Source organism: Pseudomonas sp. S3E12, assembly GCF_001702295.1.
Classification (GTDB): Bacteria; Pseudomonadota; Gammaproteobacteria; order Pseudomonadales; family Pseudomonadaceae; genus Aquipseudomonas; species Aquipseudomonas marginalis.
The window spans coordinates 60,674-76,196 of sequence record NZ_MBDT01000033.1 but is presented as its reverse complement, the minus strand read 5'-3'; the positions used below and the strand labels follow the sequence as shown (position 1 = coordinate 76,196).

General features: G+C 59.8%; 16 protein-coding genes. 7 read left to right on the top strand and 9 right to left on the bottom strand.

Annotated elements, in window-relative coordinates:
- Positions 1-273 precede the first annotated feature (273 nt).
- The 4 genes from BB029_RS28770 (at position 274) to mddA (ending at position 4,901) form a co-directional block, all read left to right on the top strand.
- Positions 274-1,371 (top strand): carboxynorspermidine decarboxylase, encoded by a 1,098-nt coding sequence (locus BB029_RS28770; RefSeq protein ID WP_027607243.1) that lies wholly within the window; start codon positions 274-276, stop codon positions 1,369-1,371.
- A gap of 28 nt (positions 1,372-1,399) precedes the next feature.
- Entirely contained in the window at positions 1,400-2,644 is a 1,245-nt protein-coding gene (locus tag BB029_RS28765; RefSeq protein ID WP_065941841.1) for a saccharopine dehydrogenase family protein, read from the top strand.
- A 363-nt stretch (positions 2,645-3,007) separates the two neighbouring features.
- Positions 3,008-3,946 (top strand): hypothetical protein, encoded by a 939-nt coding sequence (locus BB029_RS28760; protein WP_141696604.1) that lies wholly within the window; start codon positions 3,008-3,010, stop codon positions 3,944-3,946.
- 184 nt (positions 3,947-4,130) lie between these two features.
- Positions 4,131-4,901, top strand: coding sequence for a methanethiol S-methyltransferase (gene mddA, locus BB029_RS28755; protein WP_065941839.1), 771 nt, complete (start codon positions 4,131-4,133; stop codon positions 4,899-4,901).
- Between the two features lie 441 nt (positions 4,902-5,342).
- Here the strand turns inward: mddA and BB029_RS28750 are convergent, their stop codons facing one another.
- The 4 genes from BB029_RS28750 to BB029_RS28735 all read right to left on the bottom strand — a co-directional run bounded on the left by BB029_RS28750 (position 5,343) and on the right by BB029_RS28735 (position 7,823).
- A complete protein-coding gene (locus tag BB029_RS28750) occupies positions 5,343-5,831 on the bottom strand; it encodes a zeta toxin family protein (RefSeq protein ID WP_256558457.1) in 489 nt (162 codons plus the stop codon).
- A gap of 251 nt (positions 5,832-6,082) precedes the next feature.
- Positions 6,083-6,373, bottom strand: coding sequence for a hypothetical protein (locus BB029_RS28745; protein WP_065941838.1), 291 nt, complete (start codon positions 6,371-6,373; stop codon positions 6,083-6,085).
- Positions 6,374-6,514: 141 nt separating this feature from the next.
- Positions 6,515-7,423 carry a glutaminase B gene (gene glsB / locus BB029_RS28740; RefSeq protein WP_027607252.1) on the bottom strand — a complete coding sequence of 303 codons (909 nt, stop codon included), beginning with the start codon at positions 7,421-7,423 and terminating at the stop codon, positions 6,515-6,517.
- 55 nt (positions 7,424-7,478) lie between these two features.
- Entirely contained in the window at positions 7,479-7,823 is a 345-nt protein-coding gene (locus BB029_RS28735; RefSeq protein WP_065941837.1) for a hypothetical protein, read from the bottom strand.
- A gap of 90 nt (positions 7,824-7,913) precedes the next feature.
- Between BB029_RS28735 and BB029_RS28730 the strand changes: the two genes are divergently transcribed.
- Positions 7,914-8,249, top strand: a complete 336-nt coding sequence (locus BB029_RS28730) for a hypothetical protein (RefSeq protein WP_032889532.1) — start codon at positions 7,914-7,916, stop codon at positions 8,247-8,249.
- A 75-nt stretch (positions 8,250-8,324) separates the two neighbouring features.
- Here the strand turns inward: BB029_RS28730 and BB029_RS28725 are convergent, their stop codons facing one another.
- Positions 8,325-8,735 carry a hypothetical protein gene (locus BB029_RS28725; protein WP_065941836.1) on the bottom strand — a complete coding sequence of 137 codons (411 nt, stop codon included), beginning with the start codon at positions 8,733-8,735 and terminating at the stop codon, positions 8,325-8,327.
- A 110-nt stretch (positions 8,736-8,845) separates the two neighbouring features.
- Between BB029_RS28725 and BB029_RS28720 the strand changes: the two genes are divergently transcribed.
- Positions 8,846-9,694 (top strand): helix-turn-helix domain-containing protein, encoded by an 849-nt coding sequence (locus BB029_RS28720; protein ID WP_065941898.1) that lies wholly within the window; start codon positions 8,846-8,848, stop codon positions 9,692-9,694.
- Here BB029_RS28720 and BB029_RS28715 read toward each other — a convergent pair whose 3' ends face one another.
- Genes BB029_RS28715 through BB029_RS28705 form a run of 3 tightly spaced genes read right to left on the bottom strand, consistent with a single transcriptional unit; the run spans position 9,695 to position 12,511 of the window.
- The gene (locus BB029_RS28715) at positions 9,695-10,483 is read right to left on the bottom strand and encodes an ABC transporter ATP-binding protein (RefSeq protein ID WP_065941835.1); all 789 of its coding nucleotides are present in this window, start codon (positions 10,481-10,483) and stop codon (positions 9,695-9,697) included. It abuts the gene before it with no gap.
- Complete coding sequence (locus BB029_RS28710) at positions 10,477-11,466, bottom strand: ABC transporter permease (protein WP_141696603.1); 990 nt, start codon at positions 11,464-11,466, stop codon at positions 10,477-10,479. Before BB029_RS28710 ends, BB029_RS28715 begins: the two co-directional genes overlap by 7 nt.
- Entirely contained in the window at positions 11,453-12,511 is a 1,059-nt protein-coding gene (locus tag BB029_RS28705; RefSeq protein ID WP_065941834.1) for an ABC transporter substrate-binding protein, read from the bottom strand. The genes BB029_RS28710 and BB029_RS28705 overlap by 14 nt, the downstream gene beginning before the upstream one ends.
- Positions 12,512-12,746: 235 nt before the next feature.
- Between BB029_RS28705 and BB029_RS28700 the strand changes: the two genes are divergently transcribed.
- On the top strand, positions 12,747-13,691 hold the full coding sequence (locus BB029_RS28700; protein ID WP_065941833.1) for an aliphatic sulfonate ABC transporter substrate-binding protein: 945 nt from the start codon (positions 12,747-12,749) through the stop codon (positions 13,689-13,691).
- 351 nt (positions 13,692-14,042) lie between these two features.
- Here BB029_RS28700 and BB029_RS28695 read toward each other — a convergent pair whose 3' ends face one another.
- Entirely contained in the window at positions 14,043-15,518 is a 1,476-nt protein-coding gene (locus tag BB029_RS28695) for a glycerol kinase GlpK (RefSeq protein WP_065941832.1), read from the bottom strand.
- Between the last annotated feature and the right edge of the window lie 5 nt (positions 15,519-15,523).

Below are 15,523 nucleotides of genomic sequence, written 5' to 3'. Positions count from 1 at the left end.
GATGGCAGTGCAGCAGAGGTACCTGGGGCCAAATGTGGGAGGGGGCTCGCCCCCGATAGCAGAGGGTCAATAAAGAATAGGCTGGCTGACACACCGCTATCGGGAGCAAGCCCCCTCCCACATTAGAGCGGTGTAAATGCATAGATAGTCATACTCAGTGGTTAGGATCGTAAAGCTGGCGCAGCAAAATCCGCCCACTAACCTTTCGATTCGATCCAAGTGCGGGCACAATGCGTGTCCTTTTTTGGCAGGCACCGCCGCAGGCTCTCAAAAATGATCAAAACGCCGTACTACCTCATCGATAAACAGAAGCTTCTGGTCAACATGCAGAAGATTGCTTACGTGCGCGAGCAGTCCGGCGCCAAGGCCCTGCTGGCGCTCAAGTGCTTTGCCACCTGGTCGGTGTTCGACCTGATGCAGGAATACATGGACGGCACCACCTCGTCGTCACTGTACGAATTGAAGCTCGGCCGCCAGAAGTTCGAAGGCGAGGCGCACGCCTACAGCGTGGCCTGGGCCGACGATGAAATCGAAGAGATGCTCGATAACTGCGACAAGATCATCTTCAACTCCATCAGCCAGCTGCAGCGTTTTGCCGAACGCAGCGAAGGCAAGACCCGCGGCCTGCGCGTCAACCCGCAGGTAAGCAGCTCCGACTACCTGCTGGCCGATCCGGCACGTCCGTTCAGCCGCCTGGGCGAATGGGACCCGGTGAAGATCGAAGGCGTGATCGAACAGATCTCCGGCTTCATGTTCCACAACAACTGCGAGAACGGCGACTTCAACCTGTTCGACCAGATGCTCAATACCATCGAAGAACGCTTCGGCGCGCTGCTGCACAAGGTCAACTGGGTCAGCCTCGGCGGTGGCATCCATTTCACCGGTGAAGGCTATGCCATCGACGCCTTCTGCCAGCGCCTCAAGGCGTTCTCGCAGAAGTACGACGTGCAGGTCTACCTGGAACCCGGCGAAGCGGCGATCACCAACAGCGCGTCCCTGGAAGTCACCGTGCTCGACACCCTCTACAACGGCAAAAACCTCGCCGTCGTCGACAGCTCCATCGAAGCCCACCTGCTGGACCTGCTGATTTATCGCCTCAACGCCAAGCTGGCGCCGAGCGAGGGCGAACACACCTACATGGTGTGCGGCAAATCCTGCCTGGCCGGGGACATCTTCGGCGAGTATCAATTTGATCGTCCGCTGGCCATCGGCGATCGGCTGTCGTTCATCGACACCGCGGGCTACACCATGGTCAAGAAAAATTGGTTCAACGGCCTGAAAATGCCGTCCATCGTAGTGAAACAACTCGACGGTACAGTCGAAGTGGTTCGTGAATTTGGTTACGACGACTACCTGTCCAGCCTTTCGTAAGCTGGCGGATAAAGGAGAGATAAAGCAATTGAAAAAGAACGTTCTTATCATTGGTGCAGGAGGTGTCGCCAAGGTGGTGGCCCACAAGTGCGCGCAGCACAACGACGAACTCGGTCGTATTGCTATCGCGTCGCGCAACATCTCCAAATGCCAGGCCATCATCGACAGCGTCAAGGCCAAGGGTAGCCTCAAGGTTCCCGCCGACATCCAGGCCTTCGCGCTGAACGCCCTGGACGTGGAAGCGACCAAGGCCCTGATCCGCGAGACCGAATCGCAGATCGTCATCAACGTGGGTTCCGCGTTCCTCAACATGTCGGTACTGCGTGCCTGCATCGACACGGGCGTCGCCTACCTCGACACCGCCATCCACGAAGAGCCGGGCAAGGTCTGCGAGACCCCGCCGTGGTACGGCAACTACGAATGGAACCACCTGGAAGAGTGCAAACAGAAGAACATCACCGCCATCCTTGGCGTGGGCTTCGACCCGGGTGTCGTCAACGCGTATGCCGCGCTGGCGCAGCAACAGCATTTCGACCGCATTGATTCGATCGACATCCTCGACGTCAATGCCGGCTCCCATGGCAAATACTTCGCCACCAATTTCGATCCGGAAATCAACTTCCGCGAATTCACCGGACAGGTGTGGAGCTGGCAGAACAGCCAGTGGACCAGCAACACCATGTTCGAAGTCAAACGCACCGACGACCTGCCGGTCGTGGGTTCGCAGAACCTCTACCTCACCGGCCACGATGAAGTGCACTCGCTGTCGAAAAACCTCGACGTGCCCAACGTGCGTTTCTGGATGAGCTTCGGCGAACACTACATCAACGTGTTCACCGTGCTGAAAAACCTCGGCCTGCTCTCCGAGAAGCCGGTCACCACCGCCGAAGGCCTGGAAGTGGTGCCGTTGAAAGTGGTCAAGGCCGTGCTGCCCGACCCGTCTTCCCTGGCCCCGGGCTACACCGGCAAGACCTGCATCGGCGACCTGGTCAAAGGCACCAAGGATGGCCAGCCACGTGAGATGTTCATCTACAACGTGGCGGATCACGAAGAAGCCTTCGCCGAGACCGACAGCCAGGGCATCTCCTACACCGCAGGCGTTCCACCGGTAGCCGCCGCGCTGCTGGTCGCCCGTGGCGAGTGGGATGTGAAACACATGGCCAACGTCGAGGAACTGCCGGCTGAGTCGTTCCTCAAGGCGCTGGACGTGATGGGCCTGCCGACCCGCATCAAGGACGAGAACGGTGATAGGGCCTGGGATGCGATTGCCTGATAGGTGATCGCTAAAAAGGTGCGCCCTCAAGGGGGCACCTTTACACGTCCTCTCTCGACTCATTTCCAATACGCACTCGGCTCGACTAAACAGTATCGGGGGATACTCGTACTTGCCTGCATCGCCAGGTACCGTAATGTTCGAATACACCGCCCGCGATATTGCAGTTGGCGCAGCAAAATGCTCGAAACTATCCTAACAGACCAAGGAAAGCCTTTTTCTAACTCACCCCTTCGTTAATTATTACGCAGCGCTTTCCTGACCTGCCACATGCCAAACAAAGCCCACTCAAACCCAATGGAACATGGAACCGGATCTGGCTCGACACCACTAAGTAACACCTTCACCAGTCGAGAACTACGGATGCCTTTCGTATCACCATCATCCTCTAATAATTACAAAACCAGCAATATCGCCAATACCGCAGGGTTGCTTCAAACCGCGCCCCCCATCATTAATACATTTGATCAAGCTCGCACCCATGTTGCCTCGCTCAACCTGCGGTACAGAGAGCAAATTGCAGAAGCAATGGGTCAGCTCTCGGAAGCTGCCTATGCACCGAACAGCAACGTCTTGGACAGCACTTACCTGAACCTGTCCAATGCTTTTATGGAAGCCTATCACAGGGCTCCCAAGACGCCCGGACTGCCCTATTCCATCCTTGACGACACGGCCATACTCGATATCAATGAGATGCTAGCGGAAGCAGCACTTGTCACAGGTACCGGGCCACGCCTCAGAGGCGATACCGACATAACCATTCACGACGTACTGCATCAAGTAGGTTTGAATTTTCATACCGCACGACAAAACAACCTCGGCGTTCCGGCCGAACATTATTTCGACGTACTCACGAACACTTTAAGAGGGGATGGTTACCAAGCACTCGTCCAACTTTCAAACAGTGAAAAGCTTCTTAGCATGATTCCCAAGGACGCGTTCATGCAACGAAATTTGAAATCTAGGGACACCCCCATCTTCAGGGACGTACTCACTATGGCGCAGATAATGGTAGATCAAGACAATTATCGACTAAGCGATCCCGACTCCCCACGGCTAGACCCGCGTTCCCACGAAAGGTCCACTACTAATGTACCCACCATCAGCACCGGCATCGCTAACCAGGTATTCACTGCCATTAAAAACGGCACACCCATTGCCCACATTGTCGAGCAGTACAACATCCCGGACATAAGCACCTACTGGCAGTTAAATAAAGAGTTGGTCGACGCTGGCAGCTCAAGAGTCCCCCCACAGACACTGGAAGCCGCAAGACGCTTAATCTTTAGTCAGAATGACTAAGCAGTAGGTTGTCTATTATTCCAAATTGCGCACCGAGTTGCTTAACGCACGTGAACACGGCAACAGTGCCACCCAACGCACCGCCGCCACCGACGCGCCGATAGTTATTACGCAAAACCCACTAGGCTTAGCCATGAAATGGCTGACCTGCGGGTTTGCTGCCCATTCATCCTGTGGGAAAGGCATGCTCATGCAACTCGACAACACTCGCACCGCCCGTGTCATCGGGCTGGTGTACAGCACCTGCTGCTATTTGGCGTTCCTGTTCACATGCTTATATCTGATCGGCTTCGTCGGCAGCGTGGCGGTGCCCAAGAACATCAACGACGGGCCCCTCCTCGCTTGGCCAGCCGCCGTGGTGATCAACTGCGCGCTGATCCTGCTGTTCGGCGTCCAGCACACGGCCATGGCGCGCAAAGGCTTCAAGCAGTGGCTGGCGGCAGTCATTCCGACGTCCGTGGAACGCTCCACGTATGTGCTGCTCAGCAGCCTGGTGCTGGTGCTGATGTTCTGGCTGTGGCAACCGATGCCGCTCACCGTCTGGAAGGTTGAAACGACGTGGGCCAAGGCCGTGTTGATTGGCTTGTTCTGGCTGGGCTGGTGCATCGCTTTACTGGCAACCTTTTTGATTGACCACTTCGAACTGTTCGGGCTCAAGCAGGCCATCGACCGTTGGCGCAAAACCACACCACAGGCGCCAGTATTCAGGACGCCGCTGTTTTACAGGATCGTGCGTCACCCGCTGTATCTCGGCTTCCTGATCGCCTTTTGGGCAACACCGCACATGACGGCCGGGCACCTGTTGTTTGCGACAGGGATGACGGTTTACCTCTTCATTGGTGCCAGCTTTGAAGAAAAGGACCTGGTGGTGTTGTTTGGTGAGCGGTATCGGCGCTACCAGCAAGAGGTGGGCATGATTTTGCCGGGGTCGAAGACGCGCAAAAAAGGGCGCTGAATAGGCGTTTGTGGCGAGGGAGCTCGCTCCCGTTGGACTGCGCAGCAGTCCCATTTTTGGGGCCGCTTCGCGGCCCAGCGGGAGCAAGCTCCCTCGCCACAGGATGTAGCGTCTGGGCATGAGTTCCCTAGGACTTATCCCACGACTGTTTCAGGTTGTCGCTCGGAACTTCGCTGACTAACCTCTGTGCCGTCGCTGCCAATTCAGCGACCGGATTTGACCGTCCGGCCTTGTTAACGAACTGCTACGCCCTGCACCTATCCCAGGCGTTTTTTTTGTGCCTGAGGTATCGTGTCGCGGCAGTTGTGCGCGGGATACTTTCGGGTATGCCGGGTTCGTTGACAACCGGTCGGTCAACCCGCGTACAGCTGCCACCCTCTTCGTTTGACCGCGAACGCTGGCGGCTCCACTTGTCGACGGAGCTTCTTGTTTGTGAAGCGGCTACGTCAACTTATCGATGACGTATTGCTGAAACCACGCAGGCTGGGTGTCCGCAACAATATCGATATCCTCGCCTTCTGTAATCTCGGCAAGTTGCGCAAAACTGGGCTCGCCGTCTTGCGAATTATCAAAGATATAGGCTCGATTGGATAAAAGTATCGCCTCAGACAAGTTTTCCAGAGAGCGCTTATAACGAGATCGAATCTTGTTCGGTGGTACATCATGACCACCTATAGAGGCCCGGTAGGCAACCCGGGCAACGTTAATATCAGCATCCGCGGTAGCAACGTAATAAACGTATACCCTATAACCGGCAGCTTTCGCCTGCCTTAGCAGTTCAATTTTGCTGCCGTCCGACATGACTGTCTCGAATGTAAAACTTACGCGGTCTTCAATCAGAGACACCCGAATAAAATCGGCAAGAGCAGAAGCGATATAAGAGTCGATGTTGCGCGAAGCAAAAATGATCCGCTCACCCTTGATGGCCAAGTCGTCCAGTTTGGCGAGGGAGTCGGGAAATTTTGAAAGCAGTTAATGACTGCGCAAGAACGCGATCACGCACTCGGCGGAGCGGTATAGCCCGAAGACAGCAAAGTCAAAAACACCCGTTTCACGAATGCCTAGCTCAATCGCATCGGGATTGATGTAATTGACCAGCAAGTGGGCCGGAACCTTCGAGTTGAATGTGCTCTTTCCGCTCCCGTTCGGCCCGGCGAACATACGGACGCGAGGGGTCGTACTCAAGCCTGAATCTGCGCCTGAGCAGACCGACGGTCCAACAAGGACTTTCTGGTTTTCAAGCGCGTACCAGCCTTGAGTGTGCCGTAGGTTTCCACAGGGCGGATAACTAACGTTTCCGTATTGGAAACTTTAACCAATTGACCAGCACGCACCACAAGCACGGATTCTCCTTTAGAAAGAGCAACCTCGTAGGCATCCCTGAATGCTTTGGCCGCAATGGAGGGAATACTTGATTCCTGGGCAAGAATTTGTGCCTCAGTAATTGGGGGCTTAACTTTTTTACGTGACATGTTGGTCTCCGGCTCAGGACAAGGACTGATCAATGGCAACGAGCATAGATCACCTCAGGCGTCGAACGCTGGCTCGACTTTACCTCAATGTGTGTCCCATGTCCTGCTGTGGGATGTCCAACCCTCCAAGTGGTTTCGCACTCAAAACACCGACCACCCAATCCGCTCACTCAACAACTCCAACGCCTTGATCCCCGCCAGCGAGTTGCCCGCCGCGTTCAATTCCGGCGACCACACGCACACCGTAAACTGCCCCGGCACCACCGCGACAATGCCGCCGCCCACACCGCTCTTGCCCGGCAAGCCCACGCGGTAGGCAAAGTTGCCCGCCTCGTCATACAGCCCGCTGGTGGCCATGATCGAGTTGACTTGCTTGGTCTGCCGCGCGGTAAGGATCTGTTCGCCGCTGTGGGCACTGGTGCCCTCGTTGGCCAGGAAGCTGAACGCCTTGGCCAGGTCCAGGCAGCTCATCTGCAGGGCGCAGTAGTTGAAGTAGCTGTGCAGCACCGCATCCACATCGTTGTGGAAGTTACCGAAGGATTTCATCAGGTAGGCCATGGCGGCGTTGCGTGCGCCGTGCTGGGCTTCGGAGTCGGCGACCACGCTGTTGACCAGGATCTGCGGGTTGCCCGACAGGCGCCGCACGAAGTCGCGCATCGACAGGATCGGCACGGCAAAGCGTGATTGGTTGATGTCGCAGATCACCAGCGCGCCGGCATTGATGAAGGGGTTACGCGGGCGGCCGCGTTCGAATTCCAGTTGCACCAACGAGTTGAACGGCTGCCCCGAAGGCTCGTGGCCCAGGCGCTCCCAGATGGTTTCACCGCCGTGGTCGATGGCCTGCACCAGGCTGAATACCTTGGAAATGCTCTGCACCGAGAACAGCGTATCGGCGTCACCGGCGCGGTAGGCCGAGCCGTCATTGCCGTACACCGCGATGCCCAGTTGGTTGGCCGGCACATCGGCCAGCGCGGGAATGTAGTCGGCGACTTTGCCGAGGCCGATCAGTGGGCGCACTTCGTCGAGGATCGACTCCAGCAGCGCCTGCATGTCTTGTCCTGTCATCTGTCTTTGAATCGGTGGAAAGCGGGGTGCGGAGGATACTTCAATGGGCGCGGAAGCCCCACACAATCTCTACCACCCGCTCGGCCACCACCAGATAAACCAGGATCAGCAACAGTTGCAATGCCAGGTGATAACGCAGCTTGGCCAACCGGCGAATGCCATCGCTGACGTTCAACAGCATCAGCATTGTCGACAAAAGGATCAGCCCCCACCCCGCCACGCTGGAGGCGAACACCCCGATAAACAGGTCCTGCTGCCCCACGAGGGTATTGGTACCCGCCGCAAACAGCAGCGCGCACACCAGCAGGTTTTTGACGTTGTCGAAAACTTGCGTGCTCAGGTCGTTTTCCAGCAGGGCCACATACCGCTTCCATAACGTGCGCATGAGTCATTACCGGTTAGGGATCGCTCGTCAATCAAAGTAGTCCATATGCCCGTACACTGCACCGTTGCGCTTACTCCACGAGGACTTTGCATGAAATTGATGATTGGCCTGGCCGCTTTACTGCTGGTATCGGCCTGTACCACGACCCCACCCGCCCAGGACGCTGCGGCGTCCACCTGCCTGGCAGGCGGCGGTACCATGAAGCAAGTCGGCAAGCTGCAGAGCTGGAAATGCATCACGCCGTACAAGGATGCGGGCAAGGCATGTACCGATTCGAGCCAGTGTGAAGGCGAGTGCCAGACCAGTGTCACCACCCAGTCCGGCAACGGTCCGGTGACCGGCGCGTGCCAGGTGGATAACGGCCACTTCGGCTGCTCGGCGACGGTGGAGAAAGGCAAGCTGGGCCGAGCGATCTGCGTGGACTGAGCCATACCACCAAACCCATGTGGGAGCGGGCCCGCGGCCAGACCCGCTCGCACATTTTTTGCTCCACTCTACCCTTCAAAAATGCGCCACATCCAACACCCGCTCATCCAGCACATCCCGCGCCAGTGCCCAGGCCTGGTCCTTGGATTCCACCACCAGCAACGGGTAGCCCCAGGCCTTACTGAACATCACCGCGAACGGCTTGAGTGCCAGGCGTTTGGCGGCGCTGGGCTCAACTTGGATCATGCCTTTGACGAACATGCGCAGCGCCTGTTTGTTTTTCTTCATCCAGATCGACGCCTGCTTACGCTCTTCGTGGGAGTGCTCATGGTTGTTTTCATCCACGGATTTTTCGTGCAGCAACATAAAGGCCTGCTCCCTCGCCAATAGCCCTTCAAAAGCCAGGAAAGCATCCTCCGGCCCATCCTCGCTAGGCGCATCGAAGACGATTTTCACCACAGGGAACGTTGTACTGTCGAGTCGCATGGCAAAGCTCCTTAATGAGAGTGGATCTCAATATAAAGCTCGAACCCCTGGACGGCATTGCACAGAATAGCCAGACTGTTTCGCAATCCGGCCAACCTGCGATCTCCGCCATGAAGCACCACCGTCTTGATCTGCTCGACCCGTTGATGGCCAAGGACGCCGACCTGTTCCCCCGCGCCGTGGTGGCCGTGGGCGCCACCAGCACGTCGGACACCTGGGAACATGCCCAGCACGCCCACCGCAAGGGCCAGTTGATGTACACCCTGCGCGGGGTCATCCACTGTGAAATCGAAGCGGGAATCTGGATCGTGCCGCCCCAGTGTGCACTGTGGATTCCAGGCGGTACGCCCCATGCGGCGCGTGGCTCTGGCGAGGCCGAGGTGTATTGCCTGTTGATCGACCCCGACGCCGCCCACGCCCTGCCGCCGCAATGCTGCACCCTGGCCGTGTCCGGGTTGCTGCACGAGCTGATCAGCAAGGCCGTCAGCTTCCCGCAATTCTATGACGAGGCCGGCGCCCAAGGCCGCTTGATCAGCACCTTGCTGGATGAACTGGCCGCCGCCCCGGTCGAAGCCCTACACCTGCCCATGCCCCAGGACGCCCGCTTGCGCCGCCTGGCCAACAGCCTGCTGGCCGACCCGACCGACAAAGCCACCCTCGGCCAGTGGGCCGTGCGCATCGGCATGAGCGAGCGCAGCATGACGCGCCTGTTGCTGGAGGAATTGGGCCTGAGTTTCGGGCGCTGGCGCCGGCAGTTGCATGTGATCCTGTCCCTGCAACGGCTGGCCAAGGGTGAAAGTGTGCAACGGGTGGCCCTGGACCTGGGTTATGAAAACGCCAGCGGCTTCATCACCATGTTCCGCAAGGCGGTGGGCCAGCCGCCCGCGCGTTACCTGGCGGACCGTGCCGGGGTCTCAAGTGCGACCACCCAGGCCATTGCGCTGAAAGATGCCCACTGACTACCAGTTTTCGCCCAACCCCAGCAGGCCCAGTATCTGCCGCCGCAGGTCCACCAGGTAAGGATCGTCCCGGTGCCGTGGATACGGCCTATCGATGCTCAACTGTGCCTGGATCTTCGCCGGGCGGTCGCTGAACACAATCACCCGGTTGGCCAGCAGCAAGGCTTCTTCCACATCGTGGGTCACCAGCAACGCCGTGTAGCCCTGGCGCTGCCACAGGTCGATCAGCTCTTTTTGCATGGTGATGCGGGTCAGGGAATCGAGTTTGCCCAAAGGTTCGTCGAGGATCAGCAAACGCGGCTGGTTGACCAGGGCACGGGCCAACGCCACCCGCTGGGCCATGCCGCCGGACAACTGCCGGGGATAGGCACGGGCGAACGGACCAAGGCCGACCTTGTGCAGGGCCTCATCGACCTTGGCCGAATGGGTCTTGAGCAGGCCCTGGGCTTCGAGGCCGAGGGCGACGTTGTCCCACACGCGACGCCACGGGTACAGGGTCGGGTCCTGGAACACCACCACGCGGCTTGGGTCCGGGCCGGCGATGGGTTCTCCATCGGCCAACAGCCGTCCGGAGTCCGCCGGCTCCAGCCCCGCCACCAGGCGCAGCAAGGTGGACTTGCCGCAACCCGACGGCCCGAGCAATGCCACAAACTCTCCCGGCGCCACGTCCAGGGACACCCGCTCCAACACCGGCAAATGCCGGCCGTCCAGCGCAAAACCATGGCTGAGGTTTTCTATGCGCAGCGCCAATCCTTCCGAAGCCGATACCGCGTGGGCCGGGGCTACCATTTCATCGCTCCTTTCTGCCAGGCCAGCAACCGATCACGCACCAGGAACAACCCGGTGATCAACCCCGAACAGGCCAGCGCCATGATCAGCAGTGCGGCGTACATGTTCGCGTAGGCGGCCCAGCCCTGGGCCCATTGCAGGTACCAGCCGATGCCGGATTTGACCCCCATCATTTCCGCCACCACCAAGGTTGAGAATGAGGCACCCAGGCCCATGAACAAGCCGACGAAGACGTGGGGCAGCGCGGCGGGAATCGCCACCTTGAAAATCAGAAAACCCGGCCGGGCGCCGAGGGTGCGCGCCACGTCGTAATAGGCTTTATCGACGCTGGCCACGCCGGACCAGGTGAGCACCGTGACCGGAAACCAGGTGGCCAGGGCGATCAAAAACACGCTCGCACTCCAACTGCTGGGAAACAGGAAAAAACACAGCGGCAACAACGCCGTCGACGGCACCGGGCCGAGGATGCGCAGCACCGGGTGCAGCCAGTAGCCGATACGCGTGGACCAGCCAATGGCAACACCGGCGACAAACCCGGTAGCGGCGCCCAGCGCCACCCCCGAGCCCAGCAGCAGCGCCGAATGCAGCAGGCTGTCGGCCAGGCGTGGGTAGTCTTCGATGTACACCGCGAGCAAGGCTTGGGGCGGCGCGAAGAATGGCACCGGCAACAGCGCAAGCTTGGCGGTGAGCAATTCCCAGAGGCCCAGCAGCACCGGCAAGGCGATCAGCCAGGGCGCGGCCGTGCGCAAGCGCAGCGCGAGTGTCGACAGCCTGCGCCCCAGCAGGCTCAGCACAATAAACAACGCCGCCACGCCCACACAGAGGTTGGCCAGGCCCTGGGTCATCGGCCAGTTGCGCACCGCGTTGGGCCAGTAACTGATCAGCAGCGCGACGGCCACCCAGGCCGTCACCACCGCCGCGCCTTGCCACCCGAGCTTGAGCGCCACAGGCGGGTTGAGGATGCTTGCGTCAGTTGAAGACATCGGCGGTGATCTCCTGGGCAAACGCGATCGGGTCGGTGCCTTTGCTGATCACTTCCACGGTTTTCAGGTCGGTGACGTAGGTGGTGATCTCCTGGGTCAGCGCCGCCCCGACCGCGTGGTGGCCGTGGGTGTGGTCGTGGAGGATCGCCTGGACTTCTTCGGTGGAGGTGTTCAGTGCGTAGGCCTGGAAGCCTTTGGCGACTTCCTCCGGGTGCTGCACGGAATAGTCATGGGCTTCGAGGATCGCCTGGGTCAGCGCCGCGACCACGCGCTTGTCTTCACGCACCAATTTGCCGGTGACACCGACCACGCAGCAACTGAGGTTGGCGTATTCCTCCACCAGGTTGGTGGACAACTCCCGCGCCACGCCGGACTTGATCAGGCGGTACATGAACGGGTCACTGCCGCTCACCGCCTGCACTTCGCCACGCTCCAGCGCTGTGCCGAGCAGGTCGGCCGGGTACAGGCGCCACTCCACATCGCGCACCGGGTCGACGCCGTGTTTTTTCAGCAGGATCGAAAAGAAATTGCGGTCCGGGCTGGCCATGTCGGTGACGCCGATGGCCTTGCCCTTGAGGTCTTCCAGCTTGCTCACGCCGCCGTTGGCGGCACTGAGCAACCGCAGGCAACCGCCATGGGTGCCGGCGGTGAGCTTCACGTCGAAGCCCTGCTCCAGGGCCTTGAGCCAGCGCAGCGCCATGCCCACGCCTGCGTCGGCCTTGCCGGTGGCGATGGCTTCCAGCAAGACCTCGGTGGAGTTGCCGAAGTTGACCAACTCCACGTCCAGGTTGTGCTTGCCAAAGAAACCCTGCCCATGGGCGATCACCACCGGCGCCAGGCACACCGCGTTGAGGTTCACCGCCAGCTTGAGTTTGCGCGGCGCGTCGAGGCGGATGAACTCACCGGTGCCGGCAGGCTCCTGGGCGATGTTGTGGCCGGCATGTGCGTCGGCGGCAAAGCCCAGGCGCGGCAGCGACAGGCTCGCCAGGGTCAGGCCGGCCAGGCCCAGGAGGCGGCGACGGGTCAGGTGATCAAAAGCAGCCATGCGAAGTATCCCTATTGAATGGGTCAGCCCGCTCCAGAGAAAGGCCGAAAGCGACAAAAATTCCATTTTGATTATATTAATGACTGACTTTTATGAAAGAACCATATAATTCTATGGTTATGCCTGATGGGCAGGAAGCGGCTGAAAGCGCCCTAAGCTCAGATCGAAAGAGTATTTATCGAATGGTTTTCAGATCATTAAGCTTGGATCTATTTCGCTGAAGATCGAGCCCACCATGTCCCTTCGTCGTCCCCTCGCCGCTGTATTAGGATTGCTGGCCTTTTCCGTTGCCGTCAGTGCGCACGCCCAGGAAACCGTGCGCATCGGTTACCAGAAATCCTCCACGCTGATCACCCTGCTCAAGACCCAGGGCACCTTGGAGAAAGCCCTCAAGGCCGACAACATCGAGGTGAGCTGGCATGAGTTCCCCAGCGGCCTGCCGCTGCTGGAAGCGCTGAACGTCGGCAATGTGGACATCAGCGCCGACGTGGCCGACACCGTGCCGATCTTCGCCCAGGCCGCCCAGGCCAAACTCACCTACTTCGCCCAGGAAGCGCCCTCGCCTTCGGCCCAGGCCATCGTGGTACGCAAGGACTCGCCGATCCAACAGTTGGCGGACTTGAAGGGCAAGAAGATCGCGGTAACCAAGGCCGCCGGTACCCACTATCTGTTGATTGCCGCGCTGGCCAAGGCCGGCCTGGCGTTCTCGGATATCGAGCCGGCTTACCTGTCGCCGGCCGATGGCCGCGCGGCGTTCGAGAACAACAAAGTGGACGCCTGGGTCACCTGGGAGCCCTTCCTCACCAGCGTGCAGCGCCAACTGCCGACGCGCACCCTGGCGGACGGTGCCGGGCTGGCCAGCTACAAGCGTTACTACCTGACCGGCACGCCCTACGCCAAGGCGCACCCGGAGGTATTGAAGGTGGTGTATGCGCAGCTGGAAAACGCCGGCCACTGGGTAAAAACCAACCCGCAGGACGCGGCCAAAGTGCTCGGCCCGCTGTGGGGCAACCTGGATGCAGCCACGGTGGAAGCGGCGAATGCGCACCGCAGTTATCAAGTGCAGCCGGTGACGATTGAGCAGTTGGGTGAGCAGCAGAAGATTGCCGATGCGTTCTTCAAGGCGGGGTTGTTGCCCAAGGCGGTGGATGCCAAGGATGTGCAGACCTGGCGGCCTTGAAGGCGGGTGTGATCTCAATGTGGGAGGGGCAGTGCAACGATTCGACTTGCCCTCGATGGGCATGGGTATCTACACAACTTTTCAGACTCTGACAAATATCCCTGTGGTGAGCGGGCTTGTCCCGCGCTGGGCTGCGAAGCAGCCCCAGTAAAGAAGAATGCGGTGTATCAGACACTCTGTAGAGGCTGGTTTTGGGGCTGCTACGCAGCCCAACGCGGGCGGTGCGACGATTCGACAAGCCCGCTCACCACAACAGCCCTATCTGCCGGACGTTCAGTGTTGAGTCAACGTTATGTAGATCCCTATGCTCATCGGCGGCAAGCCCCTCCCACATTTGGTTTGCATATGCGGTTAGAGGAGTGTTCGGGCTAGAGCCTTTTTCCACTCTGAGTAACGCTCTGCCATCGCCGGATCCTCCTGCGGCTCAAAGCGCTCGCGCTGGCGTTCCAACTGCCCCAGTTCCGCATCACTCGCCCACACCCCCAACGCCCGACCCGCCAGGTGCGCTGCGCCCAATGCCGACACCTCCGGCGACAGGCTGCGCACCACCGGGCGTTGCAGCAGGTTGGCGAGGAATTGCATCAGCCAGCGGTTGCGCGTGGCACCGCCATCCACCCACAGCTCCTTGAGCGGGCTGCCGATGTCTTGCTGCATGGCTTCGAACACATCGCGAATCTGATAGCCGATGGATTCCAGCGCCGCGCGCAGGATATGCGCGCCGGACGTGGCTTCGCTCAACCCGCAGATGAGTCCACGGGCGTCGGCCTTCCAGTGCGGTGCGCCGAGGCCGGACAGCGCCGGGACAAAATACACGCCGCCGTTGTCCGGCAATTGCGCGGCCTGTTCGGTCAGCGCATCCAGGGATTCTCCCGCCACCAGCTTCGACGCCCACTGCACGGCAGCGCCGGTATGGACGATATTGCCTTCCATGCCGAAGGTGGGTTGGCTGCCGTCATGCCAGGCCAGGGTGGTCGACAGGCCATGGGTGGAGGCAATCGGCCCGCTCATGGGCGTCATCAAGGACGAACCGGTGCCGAGGGTGGCCTTGACCAGCCCCGGCGCAAAACCGCCCTGCCCGTACAGCGCCGCATGGGAATCGCCAATCATCGACATCACCGGGATGCCGGCGGGCAAGCCGCCCACGGCGACCGTTTCGGCGAAGAACCCGGCGCTCGGCTGGACCGGCGCCAGGGCCGCAGCCGGAATACCGAACAACGCCAACAGCTCAGGATCCCAGGCGCAGGTGTGCAGGTTGAACAGTTGGGTGCGCGCAGCGTTGGAATAGTCGGTGGCGAACACCTGGCCGCCGCTGAGTTGCCACAACAGCCAGCTATCGACCGTGCCCAGGCAGATATCGCCTGCAGTAGCGCGGGCATGGCCATCCTCAAGGTGATCGAGAATCCAGCGAAATTTGCCCGCCGAGAACATCGGGTCCAACGCCAGCCCGGTCTTCTCCAGGATCAGCGCTTCATGGCCCTGCTCATGCAGGTGCGTGCACAACGCCGTAGAGCGTCGGCACTGCCAACTGATGCACGGCGACAATGGCTCACCGGTATGCCTATCCCAAGCCACCACCGATTCACGCTGATTGCTGATGGCCAACGCAGTGATCGGACGATCCACCTGGGCCAGGCATTCTTCAATCGCCGCCAACGTGTTTTGCCAGATCAGCAGCGGGTCCTGCTCGGAAAACCCTGCCTGGGGATGGCGGATGCTCAAGGGCCGCGAACCGCGCGCAACCACCTGGCCAAGTTCGTTGACCAGCACCGCCTTGGCGTTGCTGGTGCCTTCATCTATCGCCAGGATCAGCGGGGTGTTGTTATTCATGGGGT